This window comes from Streptomyces sp. NPDC017448 (genome assembly GCF_044330565.1).
GTDB lineage: Bacteria > Actinomycetota > Actinomycetes > Streptomycetales > Streptomycetaceae > Streptomyces.
In genome coordinates this window covers 598,132-618,259 of sequence record NZ_JBIRLM010000001.1, presented here as the reverse complement: position 1 = coordinate 618,259, position 20,128 = coordinate 598,132, and the positions used below count along the sequence as shown (strand labels likewise).

Annotated in this window: 20 protein-coding genes; 15 read left to right on the top strand and 5 right to left on the bottom strand. The window is 71.5% G+C overall.

The genetic code is table 11. From position 1 onward, the window contains the following. Positions 1 to 516: 516 nt before the first annotated feature. Both ACH4K1_RS02805 and ACH4K1_RS02800 read left to right on the top strand, forming a co-directional pair. Complete coding sequence (locus ACH4K1_RS02805) at positions 517 to 936, top strand: tyrosinase cofactor (protein ID WP_398085820.1); 420 nt, start codon at positions 517 to 519, stop codon at positions 934 to 936. A 16-nt stretch (positions 937 to 952) separates the two neighbouring features. After that, entirely contained in the window at positions 953 to 1,777 is an 825-nt protein-coding gene (locus ACH4K1_RS02800) for a tyrosinase family protein (protein ID WP_398085817.1), read from the top strand. A gap of 131 nt (positions 1,778 to 1,908) precedes the next feature. Here the strand turns inward: ACH4K1_RS02800 and ACH4K1_RS02795 are convergent, their stop codons facing one another. Next, positions 1,909 to 3,516 (bottom strand): family 20 glycosylhydrolase, encoded by a 1,608-nt coding sequence (locus tag ACH4K1_RS02795; protein WP_398085814.1) that lies wholly within the window; start codon positions 3,514 to 3,516, stop codon positions 1,909 to 1,911. A 672-nt stretch (positions 3,517 to 4,188) separates the two neighbouring features. On the opposite strand from ACH4K1_RS02795, the gene ACH4K1_RS02790 reads away from it, so the two are divergent. From ACH4K1_RS02790 to ACH4K1_RS02745, 10 genes are all read left to right on the top strand, one after another. Beyond that, complete coding sequence (locus ACH4K1_RS02790; RefSeq protein ID WP_398085812.1) at positions 4,189 to 4,677, top strand: 2-oxo-4-hydroxy-4-carboxy-5-ureidoimidazoline decarboxylase; 489 nt, start codon at positions 4,189 to 4,191, stop codon at positions 4,675 to 4,677. Positions 4,678 to 4,899: 222 nt separating this feature from the next. Beyond that, positions 4,900 to 5,280 carry a succinate dehydrogenase, cytochrome b556 subunit gene (gene sdhC / locus ACH4K1_RS02785; RefSeq protein WP_030112669.1) on the top strand — a complete coding sequence of 127 codons (381 nt, stop codon included), beginning with the start codon at positions 4,900 to 4,902 and terminating at the stop codon, positions 5,278 to 5,280. A gap of 5 nt (positions 5,281 to 5,285) precedes the next feature. Continuing rightward, a complete protein-coding gene (locus tag ACH4K1_RS02780; RefSeq protein ID WP_398085808.1) occupies positions 5,286 to 5,768 on the top strand; it encodes a succinate dehydrogenase hydrophobic membrane anchor subunit in 483 nt (160 codons plus the stop codon). A 30-nt stretch (positions 5,769 to 5,798) separates the two neighbouring features. Next, positions 5,799 to 7,553, top strand: coding sequence for a succinate dehydrogenase flavoprotein subunit (gene sdhA, locus ACH4K1_RS02775; protein ID WP_145797867.1), 1,755 nt, complete (start codon positions 5,799 to 5,801; stop codon positions 7,551 to 7,553). Then, positions 7,553 to 8,320 (top strand): succinate dehydrogenase iron-sulfur subunit, encoded by a 768-nt coding sequence (locus ACH4K1_RS02770; protein ID WP_073764687.1) that lies wholly within the window; start codon positions 7,553 to 7,555, stop codon positions 8,318 to 8,320. Before sdhA ends, ACH4K1_RS02770 begins: the two co-directional genes overlap by 1 nt. Positions 8,321 to 8,463: 143 nt before the next feature. Next, positions 8,464 to 9,072: a hypothetical protein gene (locus tag ACH4K1_RS02765; RefSeq protein WP_398085805.1), complete on the top strand. Its 609-nt coding sequence runs from the start codon at positions 8,464 to 8,466 to the stop codon at positions 9,070 to 9,072. 19 nt (positions 9,073 to 9,091) lie between these two features. Then, positions 9,092 to 9,940 (top strand): hypothetical protein, encoded by an 849-nt coding sequence (locus tag ACH4K1_RS02760; protein WP_398085802.1) that lies wholly within the window; start codon positions 9,092 to 9,094, stop codon positions 9,938 to 9,940. A gap of 106 nt (positions 9,941 to 10,046) precedes the next feature. Then, positions 10,047 to 10,481, top strand: coding sequence for a hypothetical protein (locus ACH4K1_RS02755; RefSeq protein ID WP_398085800.1), 435 nt, complete (start codon positions 10,047 to 10,049; stop codon positions 10,479 to 10,481). 5 nt (positions 10,482 to 10,486) lie between these two features. Next, a complete protein-coding gene (locus ACH4K1_RS02750) occupies positions 10,487 to 10,963 on the top strand; it encodes a thiol-disulfide oxidoreductase DCC family protein (RefSeq protein ID WP_398086574.1) in 477 nt (158 codons plus the stop codon). 10 nt (positions 10,964 to 10,973) lie between these two features. Continuing rightward, a complete protein-coding gene (locus ACH4K1_RS02745; RefSeq protein WP_398085798.1) occupies positions 10,974 to 11,717 on the top strand; it encodes a TetR family transcriptional regulator in 744 nt (247 codons plus the stop codon). Between the two features lie 5 nt (positions 11,718 to 11,722). Here the strand turns inward: ACH4K1_RS02745 and ACH4K1_RS02740 are convergent, their stop codons facing one another. From ACH4K1_RS02740 to ACH4K1_RS02730, 3 genes are all read right to left on the bottom strand, one after another. Then, a complete protein-coding gene (locus tag ACH4K1_RS02740) occupies positions 11,723 to 13,276 on the bottom strand; it encodes an ABC transporter substrate-binding protein (protein ID WP_398085795.1) in 1,554 nt (517 codons plus the stop codon). 272 nt (positions 13,277 to 13,548) lie between these two features. Continuing rightward, positions 13,549 to 15,003 carry a metallophosphoesterase gene (locus ACH4K1_RS02735; RefSeq protein WP_398086573.1) on the bottom strand — a complete coding sequence of 485 codons (1,455 nt, stop codon included), beginning with the start codon at positions 15,001 to 15,003 and terminating at the stop codon, positions 13,549 to 13,551. Positions 15,004 to 15,036: 33 nt separating this feature from the next. Beyond that, on the bottom strand, positions 15,037 to 15,282 hold the full coding sequence (locus ACH4K1_RS02730; RefSeq protein WP_398085793.1) for an SCO4848 family membrane protein: 246 nt from the start codon (positions 15,280 to 15,282) through the stop codon (positions 15,037 to 15,039). Positions 15,283 to 15,415: 133 nt separating this feature from the next. On the opposite strand from ACH4K1_RS02730, the gene ACH4K1_RS02725 reads away from it, so the two are divergent. Further along, positions 15,416 to 16,768 (top strand): D-alanyl-D-alanine carboxypeptidase family protein, encoded by a 1,353-nt coding sequence (locus tag ACH4K1_RS02725; protein WP_398085790.1) that lies wholly within the window; start codon positions 15,416 to 15,418, stop codon positions 16,766 to 16,768. Here ACH4K1_RS02725 and ACH4K1_RS02720 read toward each other — a convergent pair. Beyond that, on the bottom strand, positions 16,765 to 17,736 hold the full coding sequence (locus tag ACH4K1_RS02720; RefSeq protein ID WP_398085787.1) for a YihY/virulence factor BrkB family protein: 972 nt from the start codon (positions 17,734 to 17,736) through the stop codon (positions 16,765 to 16,767). The two genes, ACH4K1_RS02725 and ACH4K1_RS02720, sit on opposite strands and share 4 nt — an antisense overlap. A gap of 172 nt (positions 17,737 to 17,908) precedes the next feature. Here ACH4K1_RS02720 and ACH4K1_RS02715 point away from each other — a divergent pair, with 172 nt between their 5' ends. Together ACH4K1_RS02715 and ACH4K1_RS02710 are read left to right on the top strand one after the other, a co-directional pair. Beyond that, positions 17,909 to 19,303 (top strand): FAD-binding protein, encoded by a 1,395-nt coding sequence (locus ACH4K1_RS02715; RefSeq protein WP_398085784.1) that lies wholly within the window; start codon positions 17,909 to 17,911, stop codon positions 19,301 to 19,303. Positions 19,304 to 19,361: 58 nt separating this feature from the next. Then, positions 19,362 to 20,117 (top strand): decaprenylphospho-beta-D-erythro-pentofuranosid-2-ulose 2-reductase, encoded by a 756-nt coding sequence (locus ACH4K1_RS02710; protein WP_398085782.1) that lies wholly within the window; start codon positions 19,362 to 19,364, stop codon positions 20,115 to 20,117. The last annotated feature ends 11 nt before the right edge of the window (positions 20,118 to 20,128 follow it).

Genomic DNA, 20,128 nt, shown 5'->3' with positions numbered 1-20,128 from the left:
CAGACCGTTACGGGGCGGTCGGCCCCGGGGGGCCTCCCAGGGGGCGGCCGAACTCCCGGGAAGGGACCTCCCGAGGAAGCGGAGGCTGCGGCGTCCGCTTCTCACTCCGCCCGGCCCCCGGACTCCACAGAACTCCCGGACCACACCGAACTACGGCTAACCCGGATGAACCCTCGTGAACCCGGGCGAGAAACGCACACCCGGCCCGACGGCAGCAACTATTTCCAGTCAGGTCTAAACCACTGACTCGACGTCTAGCAGCCCCTCGCGGACCGAAGGATCTTCACAGACAGGGCATATTTCCGGGGGAATCTGCGCCCGCATCCTCCACATTCCGCACCCACGACGCACGGGCCCCTCCACCACCACCCCTGTGACCTGTGCAGACGTGTCCGTAAGAGAGCCAACCGACATCGTCCTCCTTCTGCCGACGTCACCGCCCGTGTAGACATGGCCGAGGCGGCTCCCGCCCACCCGAGGGGCCGCCTCAGCCATGTTCTGGAGGGATTTTCAGCCATGTCCAGACCCACTCGCCGCCAGACCCTCGGGGCCGCCACCGGTGTAGCCGCGAGCATCGCGCTCGTCGGCATGGCCTCCGCGTCCACGGGCCCCGTGTCGGCCGCGCCCCGGGAGAAGAAAGCACCCGCACCGGGCGCCGCCGCGGGGCCCGCGCCCTTCGACGAGGTCTTCCAGGGGCGCCGCATCCAGGGCGCGCCCGCCGAGGCCCACGCCCACGCCCACGCGCACGCCGGGCACAGCGCCGTCTACCGGGTGCTGATCGACGGCCGCGAACTCCACGTGATGCGGCACGGAAAGAGCGGCTGGAGCAGCGCGATCAACCACTACGAGAGGTTCGCGACCCCGCTCGACGCCGCCCGCACGGCGGTCGTCTCCCTCAAGGGCGCCTCCGTCGTCCCGTTCGACCCCACCGCCTGAGCCGGGAGCAGCGACCATGACCGTACGCAAGAACCAGGCGAACCTCACGGCCTCCGAGAAGAAGGCCTTCGTCGACGCCGTCCTGGGGATGAAGCGCAAGGGCGTGTACGACGAGTTCGTCTCCACCCACCGCACCCGGTTCGCGATCGACATGAACACCGGCGTCTACGTCGGCCATTTCGGCCCGCCGTTCCTGCCCTGGCACCGCAAGTTCCTCATCGACTTCGAGCGCGAGCTCCAGAAGTTCAACCCCTCGGTGTCGATCCCCTACTGGGACTGGACCGCCGACAACACCGTCGCCTCCTCCCTCTGGGCACCGGACTTCCTCGGCGGCACCGGCCGCCCCCTGGACGACCAGGTGATGGACGGCCCCTTCGCCTTCTCCACCGGCAACTGGAAGATCAACGTGCAGGTCGACAGCCGCGAGTTCCTCGCCCGCAACCTCGGCCACCGCGTTCCCACGCTCCCGACGAAGTCCCAGGTCGACGCCGCCCTGGCCATCCCCACCTACGACTCCGCCCCGTTCCGCGACGGTTCGGCCGGTTTCCGCGCCGCGCTGGAGGGTTCGGACGGGTACATGAGCATGCACAACCGCGTGCACACCTGGGTCTGGGGCCAGATGGAGTCCAGCGTCTCCCCGAACGACCCGGTGTTCTGGCTGCACCACGCGTTCGTCGACAAGCTCTGGGCCGACTGGCAGGCGCTCCACCCGGCCAGCGCCAAGTACCTCCCCGCCGGGGGGACGACCGATGTGATCGACCTGAACGAGACCATGCCGCCGTTCCCCGCCACGACCCCCCAGGACATGCTGGACCACACCCCGTTCTACACCTACGCCTGACCGTCCGGCGGAAACTACGCCTGACCGTCCGGCGGAAACTACGCCTGACCGTCCGGCGGAAACGGGCCGCCGCCCCCGGCCGTCGCGCGCCGGCCGGGGGCGGCGGCCCGTTCGGGGCCCTGCCGCGGCGTTCAGCCCGCGCTGCCCGTCCGCTCCGCCAGCTCCTGGAACCGCGCCCAGCTCAGCGAGGGCTTCCGCGGATCCCACAGCTTCTGCGAGGTGGCCGCCAGCGGCATCCTGATGCCGTTCGCCACCTGCTCGGTGGTCTGCGCGTTCGCCAGGTCGCCCCAGACGGCGAACCGGCCGCCGAGGATCTGCTTCGAGTAGCGCTCGGCCACGGGTTCGGTGCCGCGCAGGACCAGCGGGGTCCACTGCTCGTAGATCCGCTTGCCCGTCGGGTAGGTGAAGTCGTTCGGTTCGCCGAGCACGTAGTAGAGGAACTCGTCGTTGAGGTTCAGCACCTTGTAGCCCGCGGCGAGGTACTCCTGCGGCGGGCGGGCGCCGATCTCCTTGCCGGTCCAGTACTCGATCTCGATGTTCTCGTCGGCCTTGACCTTCGTGCCCCGGAAGAGGCCGTCGTTCCACGCCTTGGGGGTCCGGCCCTTCGGGACGACGACGGCCGCGCGGTCGTTCAGCCACCCGGTGGCGAGGTCTTCGACGGTGGCCCCGGAGCCGTGCTCCTTCTCCGCCGCCCGCTGGAGCTGCGGGTAGGAGGCGGCCGGATTCCGCACGGTCAGCGCCTGGTACTCGTCCGCGCCCAGGTGCCAGAAACGGCCGGGGAACAGCTCGGTGTACTCGTCGAGCAGCTCGTCGATGATCTTGGCCGCGCCCGGCTTGGAGATGTCGATGGACCCCTTCGACGGAACGCCCGCCGTGTTGCGGAGCTGGAGGTCGGGATGGGCGGCCAGGACCGCGCCGAGGTGTCCGGGCGAGTCGATCTCGGGGACGACCTCGATGTGCCGGCTGTTGGCGAGGCCCACGATGCGTCGGACCTCGTCCTGGGTGAGGGCCTCGTCGGAGACCACCTCGGGGTGGGACTTCGACTCGATCCGGAACGCCTGGTCGTCGGAGAAGTGCAGGCCGAGCTGGTTGAGCTTGAGGTCGCCCATCTCACGTATGCGGTCCTCGATCCACTCCGCGCTGTAGTGCTTGCGCGCGATGTCGAGGTTGAGCCCGCGCTGCGGCCGGTCCGGCCGGTCGTTGACCACGCCCTCGGGGACCGTGCCGTCCGCCTTCAGGGACTGCTTGAGGGTACGGGTGCCGTAGAAGACGCCCGACTCGTCGGGCCCGGTGATCCGCACCTTCCGGTCGCGCACGGTGAGCGTGTACGACTCGGCGGGGCCCGCGTCCTTGTCGCCGAGCGCCAGCTCGACGTCGCCCGCCTTCGCCGGCTCGGCGCCCCGGTAGCGGATCTTCAGCTCGTCGGCGAGCAGCCGCGCCTCGTCGGCGAGCACCCGGCTGCCCTCGGCGATGACGACCCCGCTGTCCTCGCCGGGCTGCCAGCCGGGCCCCCGGGCGGCGGTGTGCTCGCGCACGGCGGGGACCGTGCTCGGCGCGCTGGACATCGGGTAGCTGCGGGACGGCGAGGGGGCCGCCTCGGCGGAGGTTCCGGAGGGCGACGCGGTGTCGCCGGAGGACCCGCTGCCGGAGCCTTCCGGCCAGACGACGACGGTGAGGACGACGGCGGCCGCGGCCGTGACGGCCGCGCCGGTGACGAGGGCACCACGCGAGGGCGACATCGGACAGATTCCTCCATTACGGGGTTACATGCGAGTGAAAAGAGTGAAGAGAGGGGAAAAGAGGTGATCTGAGAGCAAGATTGGCATTTTTGTCCCGGGCTCGCCCACCGAAGAGATCGGACAAGCGAACGATCCTCGACGGACTGCTGGTCAGACGTCCATCACCCGTTCCGAAACTCTCCCGTTCGGGTGATTCCGCCGTGGGCCGCCGGGCGTCCCCCGGTCGATCTCGCTAGCGTTGCGGCACAGGCGTCCCGCGGCTTCCCCTCCTCCCTCCGGGCCTTCCCCCGGACCGCTCCCCCTTCCCTTCCCGGACCGCTCCCCCGCCCCCGACCCGCTCGCCCGACCGCCGGAACACAGCACCAACCGGAACACAGCACCACCCCCGCAGAGGGCGCTCCCGCCCCCGCGGAACCCGTCCCACCCGGCGGAACTCACTCCCCCACCGGGCAACCTCCCCGCACCCGGGCCTGTCTTTCCAGGACGGAGAGTCCCTTTCCGGGACCACGGAGTCCCAGCCGTCGTTGACACGAGGAGCCCACGCTGTCCAGGTCCAGCGAGTCCCCCGCCGGCCTGCCGAAGCGATCCACGCCCCCGGCCGGCCGGCCGGCCGTGCCCGCGCAGCCGTGCCGTCCGGCGCCGGGCGCCGGCCCGGGGACGGAGCACGCCGGCGTGCCGCCGGTCGACCATGCCGTCGGCCTCGCCCATTTCAACACCCTCCCCTTCGCCGCCGCCGAGGCGGCCTTCCTGGAGTGCTGCGGCAGCCTGCGGTGGGCCCACCGCATGGCCGCCCACCGCCCCTACCCCGATCTCGGCGCCCTACTGGCGGCGTCCGACGAGGCGGGCTACGACCTCGCGCCCGGCGACATCGCGGAGGCCCTGGCCGCCGAGCCGGCCCCCTGCCTCCACCACGACGCGTATCCCGGTGCCCATGTGGCTCTGCGGGCCGCGCACGCGGCGTACGAGAGCCGGTTCGGCCACGCCTTCGTGATCTGCCTGGACCCCTCCACCCCCTCCCACCACGTGGACCAGGTGCTGGCCGGAATCCAGGTCCGGCTGGCGCACGAGGTGGACGAGGAGCGGGCCGTGACCGCCGAGGAGCTGCGCCGACTCGCCCGGAGCCGCATCGTGGAAATGATCACCGCGGACCCCGGCCGGTAGGCCCCCGCCTCCCCCGGGACGCCCCCGCCGCGCCCCGGCGACACGCCGCGCTCTAGCCCGTACGTGCCTGTTTGATTGCCGGTTTGATCACACCGGAGGCCCCGGCGCGAACGAACCGACCCGGCGTCGCTACGATGGCCGGGGCCGGTGGACCGTACCCGGCCGGGTCAGACCGACAGTCAAGCCGGCCGGCCCTCATCCCCGCTCCCGGAGGGTTCTTCCGTGCCGGCTGGAACGCTGTACCGCGGCCGGGAAGGCATGTGGTCCTGGGTGGCTCATCGAGTCACCGGTGTCCTCATCTTCTTCTTCCTGTTCGTACATGTCCTGGACACCGCACTCGTCCGCGTATCCCCCGAGGCGTACGACGACGTCGTGGCCACCTACAAGACGTGGCCCGTCGCGTTCCTCGAATACGGCCTCGTGGCCGCGATTCTCTTCCACGCGCTGAACGGTCTGCGGATCATCGCCGTGGACTTCTGGGCCAAGGGCCCGCGCCTCCAGAAGCAGATGCTCTGGACCGTGGTGGGCATCTGGATCGTGCTGATGGTCGGGGCCCTGTACCCCGTCCTCGGTCACGCCGTACGCGATCTCTTCGGGAGCTGAGGCCCATGTCCAGCGAGACCTCTTCCGCAGCCGCGATCGGCGACGTCGAGGGCGTGAGCCTCTACGACGTCGACCACCCGGCCCCGGTGATCGAGCCGCCGCGCAAGCGGACGGAGAAGACGCCCAAGGGATCGCGCACCAACTTCGAGATGTACGCCTGGCTCTTCATGCGCCTGTCGGGCATCGTCCTGGTCGTCCTCGTCCTCGGCCACCTGCTGATCCAGCTGGTGCTCGACGGCGGCGTCTCCAAGATCGGCTTCGCCTTCGTGGCGGGCCGCTGGGCCTCGCCGTTCTGGCAGGTCTGGGACCTGTTGATGCTGTGGCTCGCCATGCTCCACGGCGCCAACGGCCTCCGTACGGTCATCAACGACTACGCCGAGCGGGACAACACCCGCTTCTGGCTGAAGATGCTCCTGTACACCGCCACGGTGTTCACCGTCCTGCTGGGCACGCTGGTGATCTTCACCTTCGACCCGAACATCCGCTAGGCGCCGGGACAGAGGGACCAGAGGAAAACCATGCAGATCCACAAGTACGACACCGTCATCGTCGGCGCCGGCGGCGCCGGCATGCGCGCGGCCATCGAGGCCACCAAGCGCAGCCGCACCGCCGTGCTGACGAAGCTCTACCCCACCCGCTCCCACACGGGCGCCGCGCAGGGCGGCATGGCCGCAGCGCTGGCCAACGTGGAGGAGGACAACTGGGAGTGGCACACCTTCGACACGATCAAGGGCGGTGACTACCTGGTCGACCAGGACGCCGCCGAGATCCTGGCGAAGGAGGCCATCGACGCCGTCCTCGACCTGGAGAAGATGGGCCTGCCGTTCGGCCGCACGCCCGAGGGCAAGATCGACCAGCGCCGCTTCGGCGGTCACACCCGCAGCCACGGTGAGGCCCCGGTCCGTCGCGCCTGCTACTCGGGCGACCGCACCGGCCACATGATCCTCCAGACGCTGTACCAGAACTGCGTCAAGGAGGGCGTGGAGTTCTTCAACGAGTTCTACGTCCTGGACCAGCTGATCACCGAGGTGGACGGGGTCAAGAAGTCCGCCGGCGTCGTCGCGTACGAGCTGGCGACCGGCGAGATCCACATCTTCCAGGCCAAGTCGGTCATCTACGCCTCCGGCGGCACCGGCAAGTTCTTCAAGGTGACGTCGAACGCCCACACCCTGACCGGTGACGGCCAGGCCGCCTGCTACCGGCGCGGTCTGCCGCTGGAGGACATGGAGTTCTTCCAGTTCCACCCGACGGGCATCTGGCGCATGGGCATCCTGCTGACGGAGGGCGCCCGCGGTGAGGGCGGCATCCTCCGCAACAAGGACGGCGAGCGCTTCATGGAGAAGTACGCGCCGGTCATGAAGGACCTCGCCTCCCGTGACGTCGTCTCGCGCTCCATCTACACGGAGATCCGCGAGGGCCGCGGCTGCGGTCCCGCCGGCGACCACGTGTACCTGGACCTGACGCACCTGCCGCCGGAGCAGCTGGACGCCAAGCTCCCGGACATCACGGAGTTCGCGCGGACGTACCTCGGCATCGAGCCCTACACGGACCCGATCCCGATCCAGCCGACCGCGCACTACGCCATGGGCGGCATCCCGACCAACGTCGAGGGCGAGGTGCTGGCCGACAACACCACCGTCGTCCCCGGCCTGTACGCCGCGGGCGAGGTCGCCTGCGTCTCGGTGCACGGCGCCAACCGCCTGGGCACCAACTCGCTGCTCGACATCAACGTCTTCGGCAAGCGCTCCGGCATCGCGGCCGCCGAGTACGCGGCGAAGAGCGACTTCGTCGAGCTGCCCGAGAACCCGGCCCAGCTCGTCGCCGACCAGGTGGAGCGGCTGCGCAACTCCACCGGCACCGAGCGCGTCGCGGCGCTGCGCACGGAGCTCCAGGAGTGCATGGACGCCAACGTGATGGTGTTCCGCACCGAGCAGACCATCAAGACGGCGGTCGCCAAGATCGCCGAGTTGCGCGAGCGCTACCTGAACGTGTCCATCCAGGACAAGGGCAAGCGGTTCAACACCGACCTGCTGGAGGCCATCGAGCTGGGCAACCTGCTCGACCTGGCCGAGGTCATGGCGGTCTCCGCGCTCGCCCGCAAGGAGTCCCGCGGCGGTCACTACCGCGAGGACTACCCCAACCGCGACGACGTCAACTTCATGCGCCACACCATGGCGTACCGCGAGGTGGCCGCCGACGGCGCCGAGTCGATCCGGCTCGACTACAAGCCGGTCGTGACGACCCGCTACCAGCCGATGGAGCGTAAGTACTGATGGCTACCCCGACCCTGGACAAGACCGACAAGGCCGAGGCCGGTTTCGCCGACTCGCCGTTCATCACCGCCACGTTCCGCATCCGCCGCTTCAACCCCGAGGTGTCGGACCAGGTCGAGTGGCAGGACTTCCAGATCGAGATCGACCCGAAGGAGCGCGTCCTCGACGCCCTTCACAAGATCAAGTGGGAGCTCGACGGCACCCTGACGTTCCGCCGTTCCTGCGCCCACGGGATCTGCGGCTCCGACGCGATGCGGATCAACGGCAAGAACAGGCTCGCCTGCAAGACGCTGATCAAGGACATCAACCCGGACAAGCCGATCACGGTCGAGGCCATCAAGGGCCTCACGGTCCTCAAGGACCTCGTGGTCGACATGGACCCGTTCTTCCAGGCGTACCACGACGTCATGCCCTTCCTCATCACCAAGGGGAACGAGCCGACCCGCGAGCGTCTGCAGTCCCCCGAGGACCGCGAGCGGTTCGACGACACCACCAAGTGCATCCTGTGCGCCGCGTGCACGTCCTCGTGCCCGGTGTTCTGGAACGACGGCCAGTACTTCGGCCCGGCGGCGATCGTCAACGCGCACCGCTTCATCTTCGACTCGCGCGACGAGGCCGGCGAGCAGCGGCTGGAGATCCTCAACGACCGTGACGGCGTGTGGCGCTGCCGCACCACGTTCAACTGCACGGACGCCTGCCCGCGTGGCATCGAGGTCACCAAGGCGATCCAGGAGGTGAAGCGCGCGCTCATCACGCGTCGCTTCTGACCCTCCCGTAACACCGGTTACGCCGACAGGCCCCGCCCCCGCAGCCCACCGCTGCCGGGGGCGGGGCCTGTTGCTGCACCGGGCCCGTCCGGGCGGTACGGTTCAGCGGAGCTGAAGACCGAAGAAAGAGAACGGGGATACTCGTGAGCGAGCCGAATCCGTCCGCGGGCGACGCGTACACGTGGGGCCCGCCCCAGCAGCCGGGCCACCAGCCCACCGTCGCGGACGGCCAGGCGTACGGTTACCCCGATCCGGGCGGCGCACCGGCGTACGGCTATCCGCAGCCGCTGCCGGAGTCCGCGGCCCAGCCCGGCCCCGGTTACGGCTACCCCCCGTACGCCCCGCACGCCCAGCCGACGATGCCCGGCCCGTACCTTCCGGTGGCTCAGGGCATGCCGGGCCAGGGCGGTGTGCCGATGCTCTCGATCGGCGACATCACCGTGATGAGCGACGCGATCGTCACCCCGTCCGGGACCATGCCGCTCAAGGGCGCGGTCTGGACGGCCACGGACATGTCGCGCACCGAGGAGAAGATCCCGGCGCACGCGGTCGTGCTGGCGATCGTCTTCGCCCTCTTCTGCCTGATCGGCCTGCTGTTCCTGCTGATGAAGGAGAAGCGGACGACCGGCTTCGTCCAGGTCACGGTCACCAGCGGCGGCCGGCACCACTCCACGATGATCCCGGCGATGGGGCCGCACACCTTCCCCGCCGTCATGGGCCAGCTCAACCAGGCCCGCTCCATGAGTATCTGAGCGCTCCGAGGGCCGCCCCATGGCACGTCTTACGCACACGGTCACCGTCACGCCTCTGGACCGCAGATGGTTCGAGGAGGCGGCCGACACGCTGGTGGATCTCCTCGACTCCTCCCGGGTGGGGCCGGGCGGGTCGGTCCTGCTGGCCGACGGACGGACGGTGGACGGCCTGCGCCTGGTGGAGGGCCGCCATCTGCGGACGGGGGCGCGGTACGGGCAGGCCCCGCCGGAGACCGGGAAGCCCGAGCGGCCCCGCGGGGTGGAGGGCCCGGCCGAGCCCGAGGCGTCTTCGACGGTCGAGTCCGTCGTGCTGCGCGCGTGGCGGCCGGGGCGCTCCGTCGAGGTGGAGAGCCGGGTCGCGGACGACGATCTGGCGCTGCGCGTGAAGGTGCGGCTGAGCGAGCCCCGCAGCCCCCGGGCGCTGGACCTCTCAGTCTCCGGGCACCGGCCCGAGGGCGGCTCGCTGTACCGCGTCTCCGGGCGCGGCACCGCCGATCTCGCCGCCTGGTGGGCGGCGGTGGACCGGCCCTCCTCAGCTCCCCCGGCCGCCCGGCCTCCCCTCTCCGCGCGGGCGGTGCACCGGCTGGCCAGGGCCCGCCTCACGGTCACCCCGCGCCCGGCCGACGACGGCTCCTGGCGGATCTCCGTCGTGCTGGGCGTGCGCGGGCGGTGGCTGCTGCGTCCGGTGGGCGCGGTGGCACTGTTCTTCGCCCGTCGCCCGATGGAGCGGGGCTTCCGGGAGGCGGTGGAGAGGGCGGCCGGGGAGTGGAACAGGGCTCTCGCGGAGCTGACGCCCCGGCACGGCGAGGCGCTGCGGGCAGAGATCGCGGACGCGTTGACGGAGACGGCCGGGCCCGAGGGCCGGTGAGGCGCACCCGGTGATTCCCCCGCAGACCCCTTCTTGAACATGTTCAAGAAGGGGTCTACAGTCATGCCCACGCAGCGTTTTGAACGCGTTCAAAGGAGGGTGGGGCATGGACCTCACTGTGGTCGCGTACGTCGTCTACCTGTTCGTCAGCGTGGCGCTCACCGTCTGGGTCGCCCGCACCCTCAGCCGCAACGGGCGGGTCTTCCTCGCCGACGTGCTGCGGGGGAACGAGAGGCTCGCCGAGGCCGTCAACCACCTGCTGGTGGTCGGCTTCTACCTGGTCAACCTCGGGTTCGTCGCGCTCTACCTGAAGAACGCCGACGGGGTGGCCACCGCCCGGGAGCTGTTCGAAGCGCTCTCGGTGAAGGTGGGCGTGGTCCTGCTGGTGCTCGGCGTGATGCACCTGGGCAACGTGTGGGTGCTCAGCCGCATCCGCCGCCGCAGCGCATTGGAGCGGGAGCAGACACCGCCGGTGGCGCCGCAGGGCTGGACCCCTCCGGGCGCCCAGGGCCCGTGGGCCGCCCCTGCGGCCGGGCGGTGAGCCCGGTGGTCCGGGTCGCGCCCCCGGCGGAGCCGGGCCCGGCTCCGTACCCCGCCGCCGCCCCGCCCGCCCCCGTCCGCCGGCTCACCGTGCTCTACGACGAGCGGTGCCCGCTCTGCCTCCATCTGGGGGGCTGGCTCCAGCGGCAGCGGCAGCTCGTCCCGATCGACCTCGTGCCGGCCGGCTCGGCGGAGGCGGTACGGCGGTTCCCGGCGCTGGACCACGCGGCGACGCTCCGGGAGATCACCGCGGTCGGCGATCTGGGCCAGGTCTACCGGGAGGCCGCCGCCTGGATCGTCTGCCTCTGGGCGCTGGCCGCGTACCGTTCCCGCGCCCACTGGCTGACCACCCCGGCCGGGCGGCCCTTCGTCAGGGGCACCGTACTGGCGGCCGCCCGCTACCGCTGGACGGCCGTGCCGCCCTGCGCCCCCGGGGGCCCCGCGTGCGCCACCCCGCCGGGCGGCCCCCGGGGCCCCCGATAACCTTGGGCCCGTGGTGAAGGAAGAGAAGAACGTGCAGGAGAACAGGCCGGCCAAGGCCGCGAAGAGCGAGCAGACCCGCACGCTGATTCTCGAAACGGCGCTCCGGCTCTTCGCGGAGCGCGGCTACGACCGGACGACCATGCGGGCCATCGCCCAGGAGGCGGGCGTCTCGGTCGGCAACGCCTACTACTACTTCTCCTCCAAGGAGCACCTGGTCCAGGGCTTCTACGACCGGATCGCCGGCGAGCACGCCGCGGCGGTCCGGCCGGTGCTGGAGGGCGACCGGGACCTGACCGTACGGATCAGGGGCGTCCTGCTGGGCTGGCTGGACGTGGCCGAGCCGTACCACCGCTTCGCCGCCCAGTTCTTCAAGAACGCGGCCGACCCGGACAGCCCGCTCTCCCCGTTCTCCGAGGACTCCTCCGCCGCGCGGGACGCGGCGATCTCCATCCACGAGCGGTGCCTCGCGGGAGCCGACGTCAAGAGCGACCCGGAACTGGCTCCGCTGCTGCCGCAGTTGATGTGGCTGATGCAGATGGGGCTGGTGCTCCACTGGGTGTACGACCGCAGCGAGGGCGCCGAGCGCAGCCGCAGGCTGGTCGAGCGCACCGCGCCGATCGTGGCACGGGCCGTCGCGCTCTCCCGGTTCCGGGTGCTGCGGCCGCTGGTGCGGCAGGTCCACGGGCTGCTGGTGGAGTTCCTTCCGGGTGCGGCGACGGCCGGGGCGCAGGGCCCCGGCCGTCCCGTCGGCTGACCCGGTCAGATCCGGCTGAGCTCCCACAGGCGCCAGGTGCCGGTGCCGTCGGAGAGGTACTGGGAGCCGGCGACGTCGGACTTGGCGACGACGTAGTCCTTCTTCTGCCACAGCGGCAGCAGGGGGACGTCCTCGACGACCAGCGACTGCAGCTCCTTGAAGTCGGCGGAGGTGCGGCTGCGGTCGCTGTACTGCTGGGTGGCGGCGATCAGCTGATCCATCTTCTTGCTGGAGTAGCCGCTGTGCAGGACGTTGCCGGTGCCGACGAGGGGCTGGCTGAAGGTGTCCGGGTCCGGGAAGTCGGGGAACCAGCCGACGGTGTACATGTCGTACTTACCGGCCGCGTACTCCTTCTGGTACTTCGTCCACTCCACGGCCTTGAGCGTGACCTTGAACAGGCCGTCCTTCTCCATCTGCCGGCGCAGCTCGGCGGTCTCCTTGGTGTACATGTCGCCCTCGCGGTAGGCGAAGAAGACGGGGACCGGCGTCTTCGCCCCGGCCTGCTCCAGGAGCTGCGCGGCGCGCTGGGGGTCGGAGGTGGGGTAGGTGTCGAAGAAGGGGGTGCTGTGCCCGATGTAGCCGGTGGGGATCAGCGAGTACAGCGGGTCGACGGTGCCCTGGTAGACGTTCCGCACCAGCGGGCCCCGGTCGAGGAGCGCGGCGACGGCCTGGCGGACCTTCTTCTCCTGGAAGGGCGAGCCCTCGCGGAAGTTGAAGACGACGTTGCGGATCTCGGCGCTGGCCGCCTCGGTCACCCGCACCTCCGGGTCGTTCTGGTCCAGCTCGGCGAGGGTCTCGGAGGGGAGCTGGCGGTGCGCGATCTCCACCTCGCCGCTGTCCCAGGACCTCTGGAGCTCCTCGGAGGTCTTGAAGTACCGGATGTCGACCGCTTCGCCGGTCTTCTTGAGCGCGCCCTTGTACTTGAGGTTCGGCACCAGCTCGGCGCTCTTGTTCGTCTCGTACGACTTCAGGACGTACGGGCCGGAGCCGTCGACCTGGTCACCCTTGCGGATCTTGTCCTTCGGGTACTTGGTCGGGTCGACGATCGCCGCGGCGCCGGTGGCGATCTTCTGCGGGAAGGTCGCGTCCCGTGCGGAGAGGTTGAACGTGATCGTCCGGCCCTCGGTGGTGACGGTGTCGAGGGTGGGGAAGAGGCCCGCGGGACCGACGTCCGACTTGATCGTGAAGATCCGGTCGAAGGAGTACTTGACGTCCTCGGCGGTGATCTTGCGACCGTTGGAGAAGACCAGGTCGTCACGGAGCTTGCACTGGTACGTCTGGAGCTTCTGCCCGACGAACCCGCAGCTCTCCGCCGCGTCCGGCTCCGGCGTGACGGCGCCGGGCTTGAAGGTCATCAGCGACTGGTAGAGGTTGCTGTAGATCGCCCAGGAGCCCGCGTCGTAGGCGCCGGCCGGGTCGAGCGAGGTGACGACGTCCGACGTCCCGACCGTGATCGCGTCGGTCTTTCCCTCCCCCGACGGGAGCAGTTGCCAGGCACCGACGCCCGCTATGACCAATACCGCGAGAATCGCGAGAATCCGTACCCGGACCGACCGCATTGCCGTGCTCTCCCTTGCCAACCCCACCTCGGCGGTGGCGTCTGGGACGCGCACATCGCCGCATGTTCGCGCTTACCCAATCACACGATTTTCACATCTGGAAGAGTAAATGGGGCGCTGACAGCCTTTTGTTGGACACGATCGGGAAACCCTGTCCGAAAAGGCTGTTTCCTGCCTTTCACCTGCGGGTTTATGTAGCGGACGGTGATCTGGCGGTGTGGATTTCATGACGATCACCCCGGAGTTCCCGACCCGTCGCACCCGCAACGGGGCTACGCCTGGCGGGAGGCGAGCTCCACGACGGTGATGTCGGAGGGTGCGCCCACCCGGACCGGCGGCCCCCAGGCTCCGGCGCCGCGCGAGACGAACAGCTGGGTGTCGCCGTAGCGTTCGAGCCCGGCGACGGTGGGGTTGGCCAGCTCGGCGAGGAAGTTGCCGGGCCAGAGCTGTCCGCCGTGGGTGTGTCCGGAGAGCTGGAGGTCGACGCCGTGCTCGACGGCGTCGTGGATCACGACGGGCTGGTGCGCCATGAGGACGGCGGCGCGGCCCCGGTCCCGGTCGCCCAGCGCGCGGACGAAGTCCGGCCCCTGGCCCTCGGTCTCGCCCGCGATGTCGTTGACGCCGGCGAGGTCGAAGCCCTCGATCTCCACCCGCGCGTTCTCCAGCGGGACCAGGCCCAGTTCGCGGACGTGGTCGACCCACTGCTGCGCACCGGAGAAGTACTCGTGGTTCCCGGTGACGAAGTAGCTGCCGTGCCGGGCCCGCAGGGCGGCCAGCGGTTCGGCGGCGGAGCCGAGGTCGGCGACGGACCCGTCGACGAGGTCGCCGACGACGGCGACCAGGTCGGGCGAGGTCGCGTTGATCGTGTCGACGATCCGGCGGGTGTGCGCGCGGCCGAGGATCGGGCCGATGTGGATGTCGCTGACCACGGCGATCCGGAAACCGTGGGCCGCCCGGGGCAGTTTGGCCAGCGGGACGGTGATCCGCCGGACGCTCGGGCCGCGCAGCACGCCGTAGGCGCCGTACCCGACGGTGGCCAGCCCGGCGGCGGCCGCCGCGCCGCCGACCACCCGGGAGACGAAGAGGCGGCGGGAGGGGCCTGGGGCAGCGGCGGTGGGGGCGGTTGCGGTGGGGGCGGCCGGCTCCGCCGCGGGTTCCGTCGTGGGTTCCGCTTCCGGTTCCGTCACCGGCTCCGCGGCGGTCCGTACCGCCGCGTCCGCGGAGTGCGGGGCGACGGACGAGGAGGCGTCCGGGGAGAGGTCCGACGAGGTCGGCGCACCGGCCGGTCCGGACGGCACCAGCTCCCCGGTACGGGGGCGGGCCCCGCCCTGGGCCTCGGCGGCCGGCTCGGAACCCGTGCCCGACGCCGCTCCGGATGCCGTTCCGCTTCCCGGCGCGCCCGACCTCGTGTCACGGCGGGCGAGGAGCCGGAGGAGGACCGGGCGGACGACCTCGCCCACGAGCAGCGCCAGCGTCAGGTACAGCAGACAGGCCAGCCACAGGAACCCCGGCCAGGCCAGCACCTGCTGGAGCCAGAAGGGAGCGCCCGTCCGCCCCGAGGCCATCGCGCCGACGCTCAGCAGCGGGAGCACGAAGGCCGCGACGGTGCCCACCCGGCGCAGCGTGCTGCCCGGCGCGGTGGTGTCACCGACGAAGCGCCGCCACAGGTACCGGTGTACGGCGCCGAGCAGCGCCAGCACCACGAGCGCCACCAGAGCGAAGACCACTGCTGCCATCCGAGCTTCCCCACGTTCCCGTCGTCATACGCGCTCGTCGCGCAAAGCCCGGACCCCGCGCAACCCGATCACGCCGACCGCCGTCCCCAGAAGAAAGGACGTGATGGCGAGCAGCAGGTGCACCCAGAAGTAACCGGTCGGATCGCCCGCGTCGTCGAAGGCGAGGCCGCTGCCGTCCTGCCACAGGTTTTTGACGAAAGTGATCCAGATGAACCAGCTCCACACCCCGAACGCGAGCAGGAACCAGGACACGCGGCGGCTGAGCTTCATGGGTCCAGTATCGCCGCCGCGGGCCGACGCTCCCCTCCGGGGTGGCCTGCGGACAGGTCCGTCCCGGCGTTCCCTGCGGCGGGTCCGCCGGTCCGGGTCCGCATCCCCTCCTTCTCCCTGTACGTTTCCGACCGTGCCTGCTCTGAAAAAGATCGTCCTCACGATCGCCTCCGCCGCATTTTTGTCCGGTTTCGTCCTCAGTCCCGCCGCGGCGGCCGACAAGGACAAGAGCGACGACAAACAGCCCAAGCCGCCGAACACGATGTCGAGCCTGGGCGGCGAGCAGCTCGGCAAGGCCGGCACCCAGGTCAATCTGGGCCCGGGAGCGCCGGTGCTGCCCAAGAAGCTGAGCGGGCGCTCCTGGATCGTCGCGGACGCGGAGAGCGGGGACGTCCTGGCGGCGCACAACGCGCACTGGCGGCTGCCGCCCGCCTCCACGCTGAAGATGCTCTTCGCGGACACGCTCCTGCCCGCGCTCCAGCCCGCCACCCTGACCCACAAGGTGAAGGCGAGCGAGCTGTCCGGGGTGGGCGAGGGCAGCAGCCTCGTCGGGATCAAGGAGGACCACACCTATACGGTCCACGACCTGTGGCTGGGGGTGTTCCTGCGGTCGGGCAACGACGCGGTGCACGTCCTGTCGGAGATGTACGGCGGCGTCCAGAAGACGGTGGACGCGATGCAGGCGCACGCCGAGGAGCTCCAGGCGCTGGACACCGTGGTGGTCTCACCGGACGGTTACGACGCGCCGCGCCAGGTCTCCAGCGCGTACGACCTGACCCTCATCGCCCGCAGCGGACTCCAGAAGAAGGACTTCCGCGAGTACGCGGCGACGGCGTCGGCCGAATTCCCCGGTGAGAAGAAGAAGGGCGAGAAGCGCGATTCCTTCGAGATCCAGAACACCAACCGGCTGATCACCGGGGACATCGGCGTGGATCCGTACCAGGGCATCGCGGGCGTCAAGAACGGCTACACCACCCACGCGGGCAACACCTTCACCGGCGTCGCCGAGCGCAACGGCAAGGTGCTGCTGGTCACGGTCATGAACCCGGCCGCGGAGGAGAGCCACGCCGTCTACAAGGAGGCCGCGCACCTGCTGGACTGGGGCTTCGCCGCCAGCGGCAAGGTGGCCCCGGTCGGCCAGCTGGTGCCGCCGAAGTCCGTGGACACCGGCACCGGCTCCACCAACGGCGGCAAGGGCGCGGCGCCCGCCGCCGGCGCGGACCAGGGCCCGAAGGGCCAGGCGGAGGCCACGCACGCGTCCGCCCCGGAGGGTGCCAACGGGGTCGGGACCGCTCTGGCGATCATCGGCGGCCTGCTGGTGGTCCTGGCCGCCGCGGTCTTCCTGGTCAACCGCCGCTGGCCGCTGACCGGACGGGCCCGCGACGCGGAAGCGGGGACGCCGGAGGCGGCGGGGAAGCCGGAAGCGGGGGGCGGGGCGGAGAGCGCCGCAGCACCTGCACCGGCCGCCCCGGCCGACAAGCCCTAGACGCGGGTGGAGCCGCCGGGGGCCTCGGCGGCGGCCTGCTCCGTCCCGGGGGCCCCGGCTGCGGCCTGCTCCGTCCCGGACTCCCCGGACTCCTCCTCCCGCCCCACGCCCCCCTCCTCCTTGCTGCCGGTCGCCGTCCAGGCGGCGCAGAACAGCAGCAGCTTCGCGGTGAAGTTGATCCACAGGAGCAGCGCGATCGGCACGCCGAACGCGCCGTACATGCTCTTGCCCGCCACGCCCTTCATGTAGCTGCCCAGCAGCAGCTTGAGCAGTTCGAAGCCGACCGCGCCGAGCAGGGCCGCGACCATCAGCCGCCGCCTCGGGGGCTCCACGCCGGGCAGCAGCGACAGCAGGTAGAGCAGCAGCAGGAAGTCGGCGGCGACCGCGACCGCCAGCGCCGCCACCCGCAGCAGGACGCCGCCGGCCCCGTTCTCGGGGATGCCGATCAGGTCGGCGGTCCAGCCGACCGCCGTCGAACCGACGGTGGAGACCGCCAGGGTGGCCAGCGCCGCCCCGCCGAGGCCGACCAGCAGGACCGCGTCCTTCACCTTGGCGACGACGGGGTTGGCCTCCTGGACGTCGTCCAGCTCCCAGACCGCCCGCAGGCACTCGCGCATCGAGCCGACCCAGCCGACCCCGGTGAACAGCAGCAGGGCGCCCGCCACCAGGCCGATCGTCCCGGCGTTGGCGATCAGCCCGTCGATCCCCAACTGGTCGGAGATGCCGGGCACCTGGTCGGCCAGCTGGTCCTTGAGGGTGTCGATCTGCCGGTCGCTCAGCAGAGCGGCGGCGATCGCCGCGCCGACCGCGATCAGCGGGAAGAGCGCCAGGAAGCTGATGAAGGTGATCGCCGCCGCGAGCCTGGTCCAGTGGACCCGGTCGAGCCGCTCGTAGGAACGCCACGCGTGCGTCTCCATCAACCGGGCGACCAGGGGGCCGATCCCCGGAAGTCTCTTGAGCCAGTCCATGGCCTCACGCCTACCCTCCTGGGCCCGGAACACCAGTGGCCCGCCCCGGACTCTCCCGGACGCCTCCGGCGGATGCCCGCCACGCTCCGCTGACACACCCGCCGTCACCCGTTCCGGTGAGCGGAGTGACCAATGCCGCAAAGGGGATTTACCGGACGATACGGTCACCTTCATGTCCGTCGACACGGTGTCCTTGACCGGCTGGGGCCGCACCGCCCCGACGACCGCCGTGCGGTTCCGCCCCCGTACGTACGAGGAGGCGGCCGCCGTCGTCCGCGGGCGGGGGCCGCGGGGCGTCATCGCGCGCGGGCTGGGGCGGTCGCCCGGGGACGCGGCGCAGAACGCCGGCGGCTCGGTGCTCGACCTGACGGGCCTGGCCCGGATCGGCGTCGACCCGGCCGCCGGGGCGGTGCACTGCGACGCGGGGGTGAGCCTGGAACGGCTGCTGCGGGTGCTGTTGCCGCTGGGGCTGTTCCCGCCGGTCGTGCCCGGGACCGGCAGGCTGACGGTCGGCGGGGCGATCGCCTCCGACCTGCCCGGCCTCGACCACCGGCGCTCGGGCTCCTTCGCCCGGCAGGTGAGCGCCCTGGAGCTGCTCACCGCCGACGGCGAGATCCGTACGGTGCTTCCGGGCACCGCTCTCTTCGACGCGACCACCGGGGGGCTGGGGCTGACCGGGGTGATCCTGGGCGCCACGCTCCGGGTGCGGCCCGTCGCCACGGCGCTGATGTCGGTCTCCACCGAGCGGGCCGGGGACCTGGACGAGGTGCTGGCCCGCTTCACGGCGGGCGGGGACCGGTTGCCGTACGCCTCCGCGTGGATCGATCCGACGGCCCGGGGCCGGGCCGCCGGGCGCGGGATCCTCACCCGGGGGGAGCACGCGCCTCCTCATGCGCGCCCGGCGCACGCGGGGCGCATCTGGTGGCCCGGCCGCTCCGGCACCGGGTGGCGGTTCCCGTCCCCCGGCCCCTTCCTCCGCCCCCTCTCCGGCCTCCTCGCCGGGCTGCCTCCGGTGCCGGGCAGGCTGCTCGGGTCGGGCCCGGCCGCCCTGTGCAACGGGGTCCGCCACCGGATCGCGCCCCGCCTGCGCGCCGGTGAGCTGCTTCCGGCCACGGCCTTCTTCCACGCCCCGGACGCCCGCCCGGAGGCGAGCCTCCTGTACGGCCGGGGCGGCCTGGTGCGGTACGGGTTCACCGTGGGGTACGGCCACGAGGAGATCCTGCACCGGGTGGTGCGCCGGCTCGCGGTGGGCCGCGGCCCCGCCCTGCGGGTGGTGCTGCAACGGTTCGGGGCGGCGGGCCCCGGCCTCCTGTCGTTCCCCGCGCCCGGCTGGTCGCTGACCCTCGACCTGCCCGCCGCCCTGCCCGGTCTGGCCCGCTTCCTGGACGGCCTGGACGAGGAGGTGGCCGCCGCCGGGGGCCGGGTCTGCCTGGCGCAGGACTCCCGGATGCGGCCGGAGACGGCGGCCGCGATGTACCCGGGTCTCACGGAGTTCCGGGAGCTGCGGGCGCGGCTGGACCCGACGGGGGCGTTCCGCTCCGACCTCTCGCGCCGCCTCGGGCTGTGAACGGCTTTCGCCCCTTCCGCCCGCGCCTTTCCCCACCCTCACTGACCAGGAGATGTACGTGAAGGATGCCTTCGGCGCCCCGCAGTCCCTGCTCGTCCTCGGCGGCACCTCCGAGATCGCCCTGGCCACCGCGCGGCGGCTGATCGCCCTGCGCACCCGCCGGGTCTGGCTGGCCGGGCGCCCCTCCCCCGCCCTGGAGTCGGCCGCCGCCGAGCTGCGGGGCCGAGGAGCGGAGGTGCGGACCGTCGAGTTCGACGCGCTGGACCCCGCCTCCCACGAGGCGGTCCTCGGCAAGGTCTTCGCGGAGGGCGACGTCGACGTGGCGCTGATGGCGTTCGGGGTCCTCGGCGACCAGGCGCGGGACGAGGAGGAGCCGATGGCCGCGGTCCGGGTCGCCCAGACCAACTACACGGGGGCGGTCTCCGCCGGGCTGGTGTGCGCGGGCGCACTCCAGGCGCAGGGGCACGGTTCGCTGGTGGTGCTGTCCTCGGTGGCCGGGGAGCGGGCCCGGCGCGCGGACTTCATCTACGGCTCCAGCAAGGCGGGGCTCGACGCGTTCGCCCAGGGGCTCGGGGACGCGCTGGAGGGGACCGGGGTGCAGGTGCTGGTCGTCCGGCCGGGCTTCGTACGGACCCGGGCCACGGCGGGACGGCCGGAGCAGCCGCTCGCGACGGGTCCGGAGGAGGTGGCGGAGGCGATCGTCACGGGGTTGCGGCGGCGCTCGGAGACCGTGTGGGTGCCCGGTTCGCTGCGGGTGGTGATGGCGGCGCTGCGGCACCTCCCGCGCCCGCTGTTCCGCCGGCTGCCGGTCTGAGCGGGGGCTTC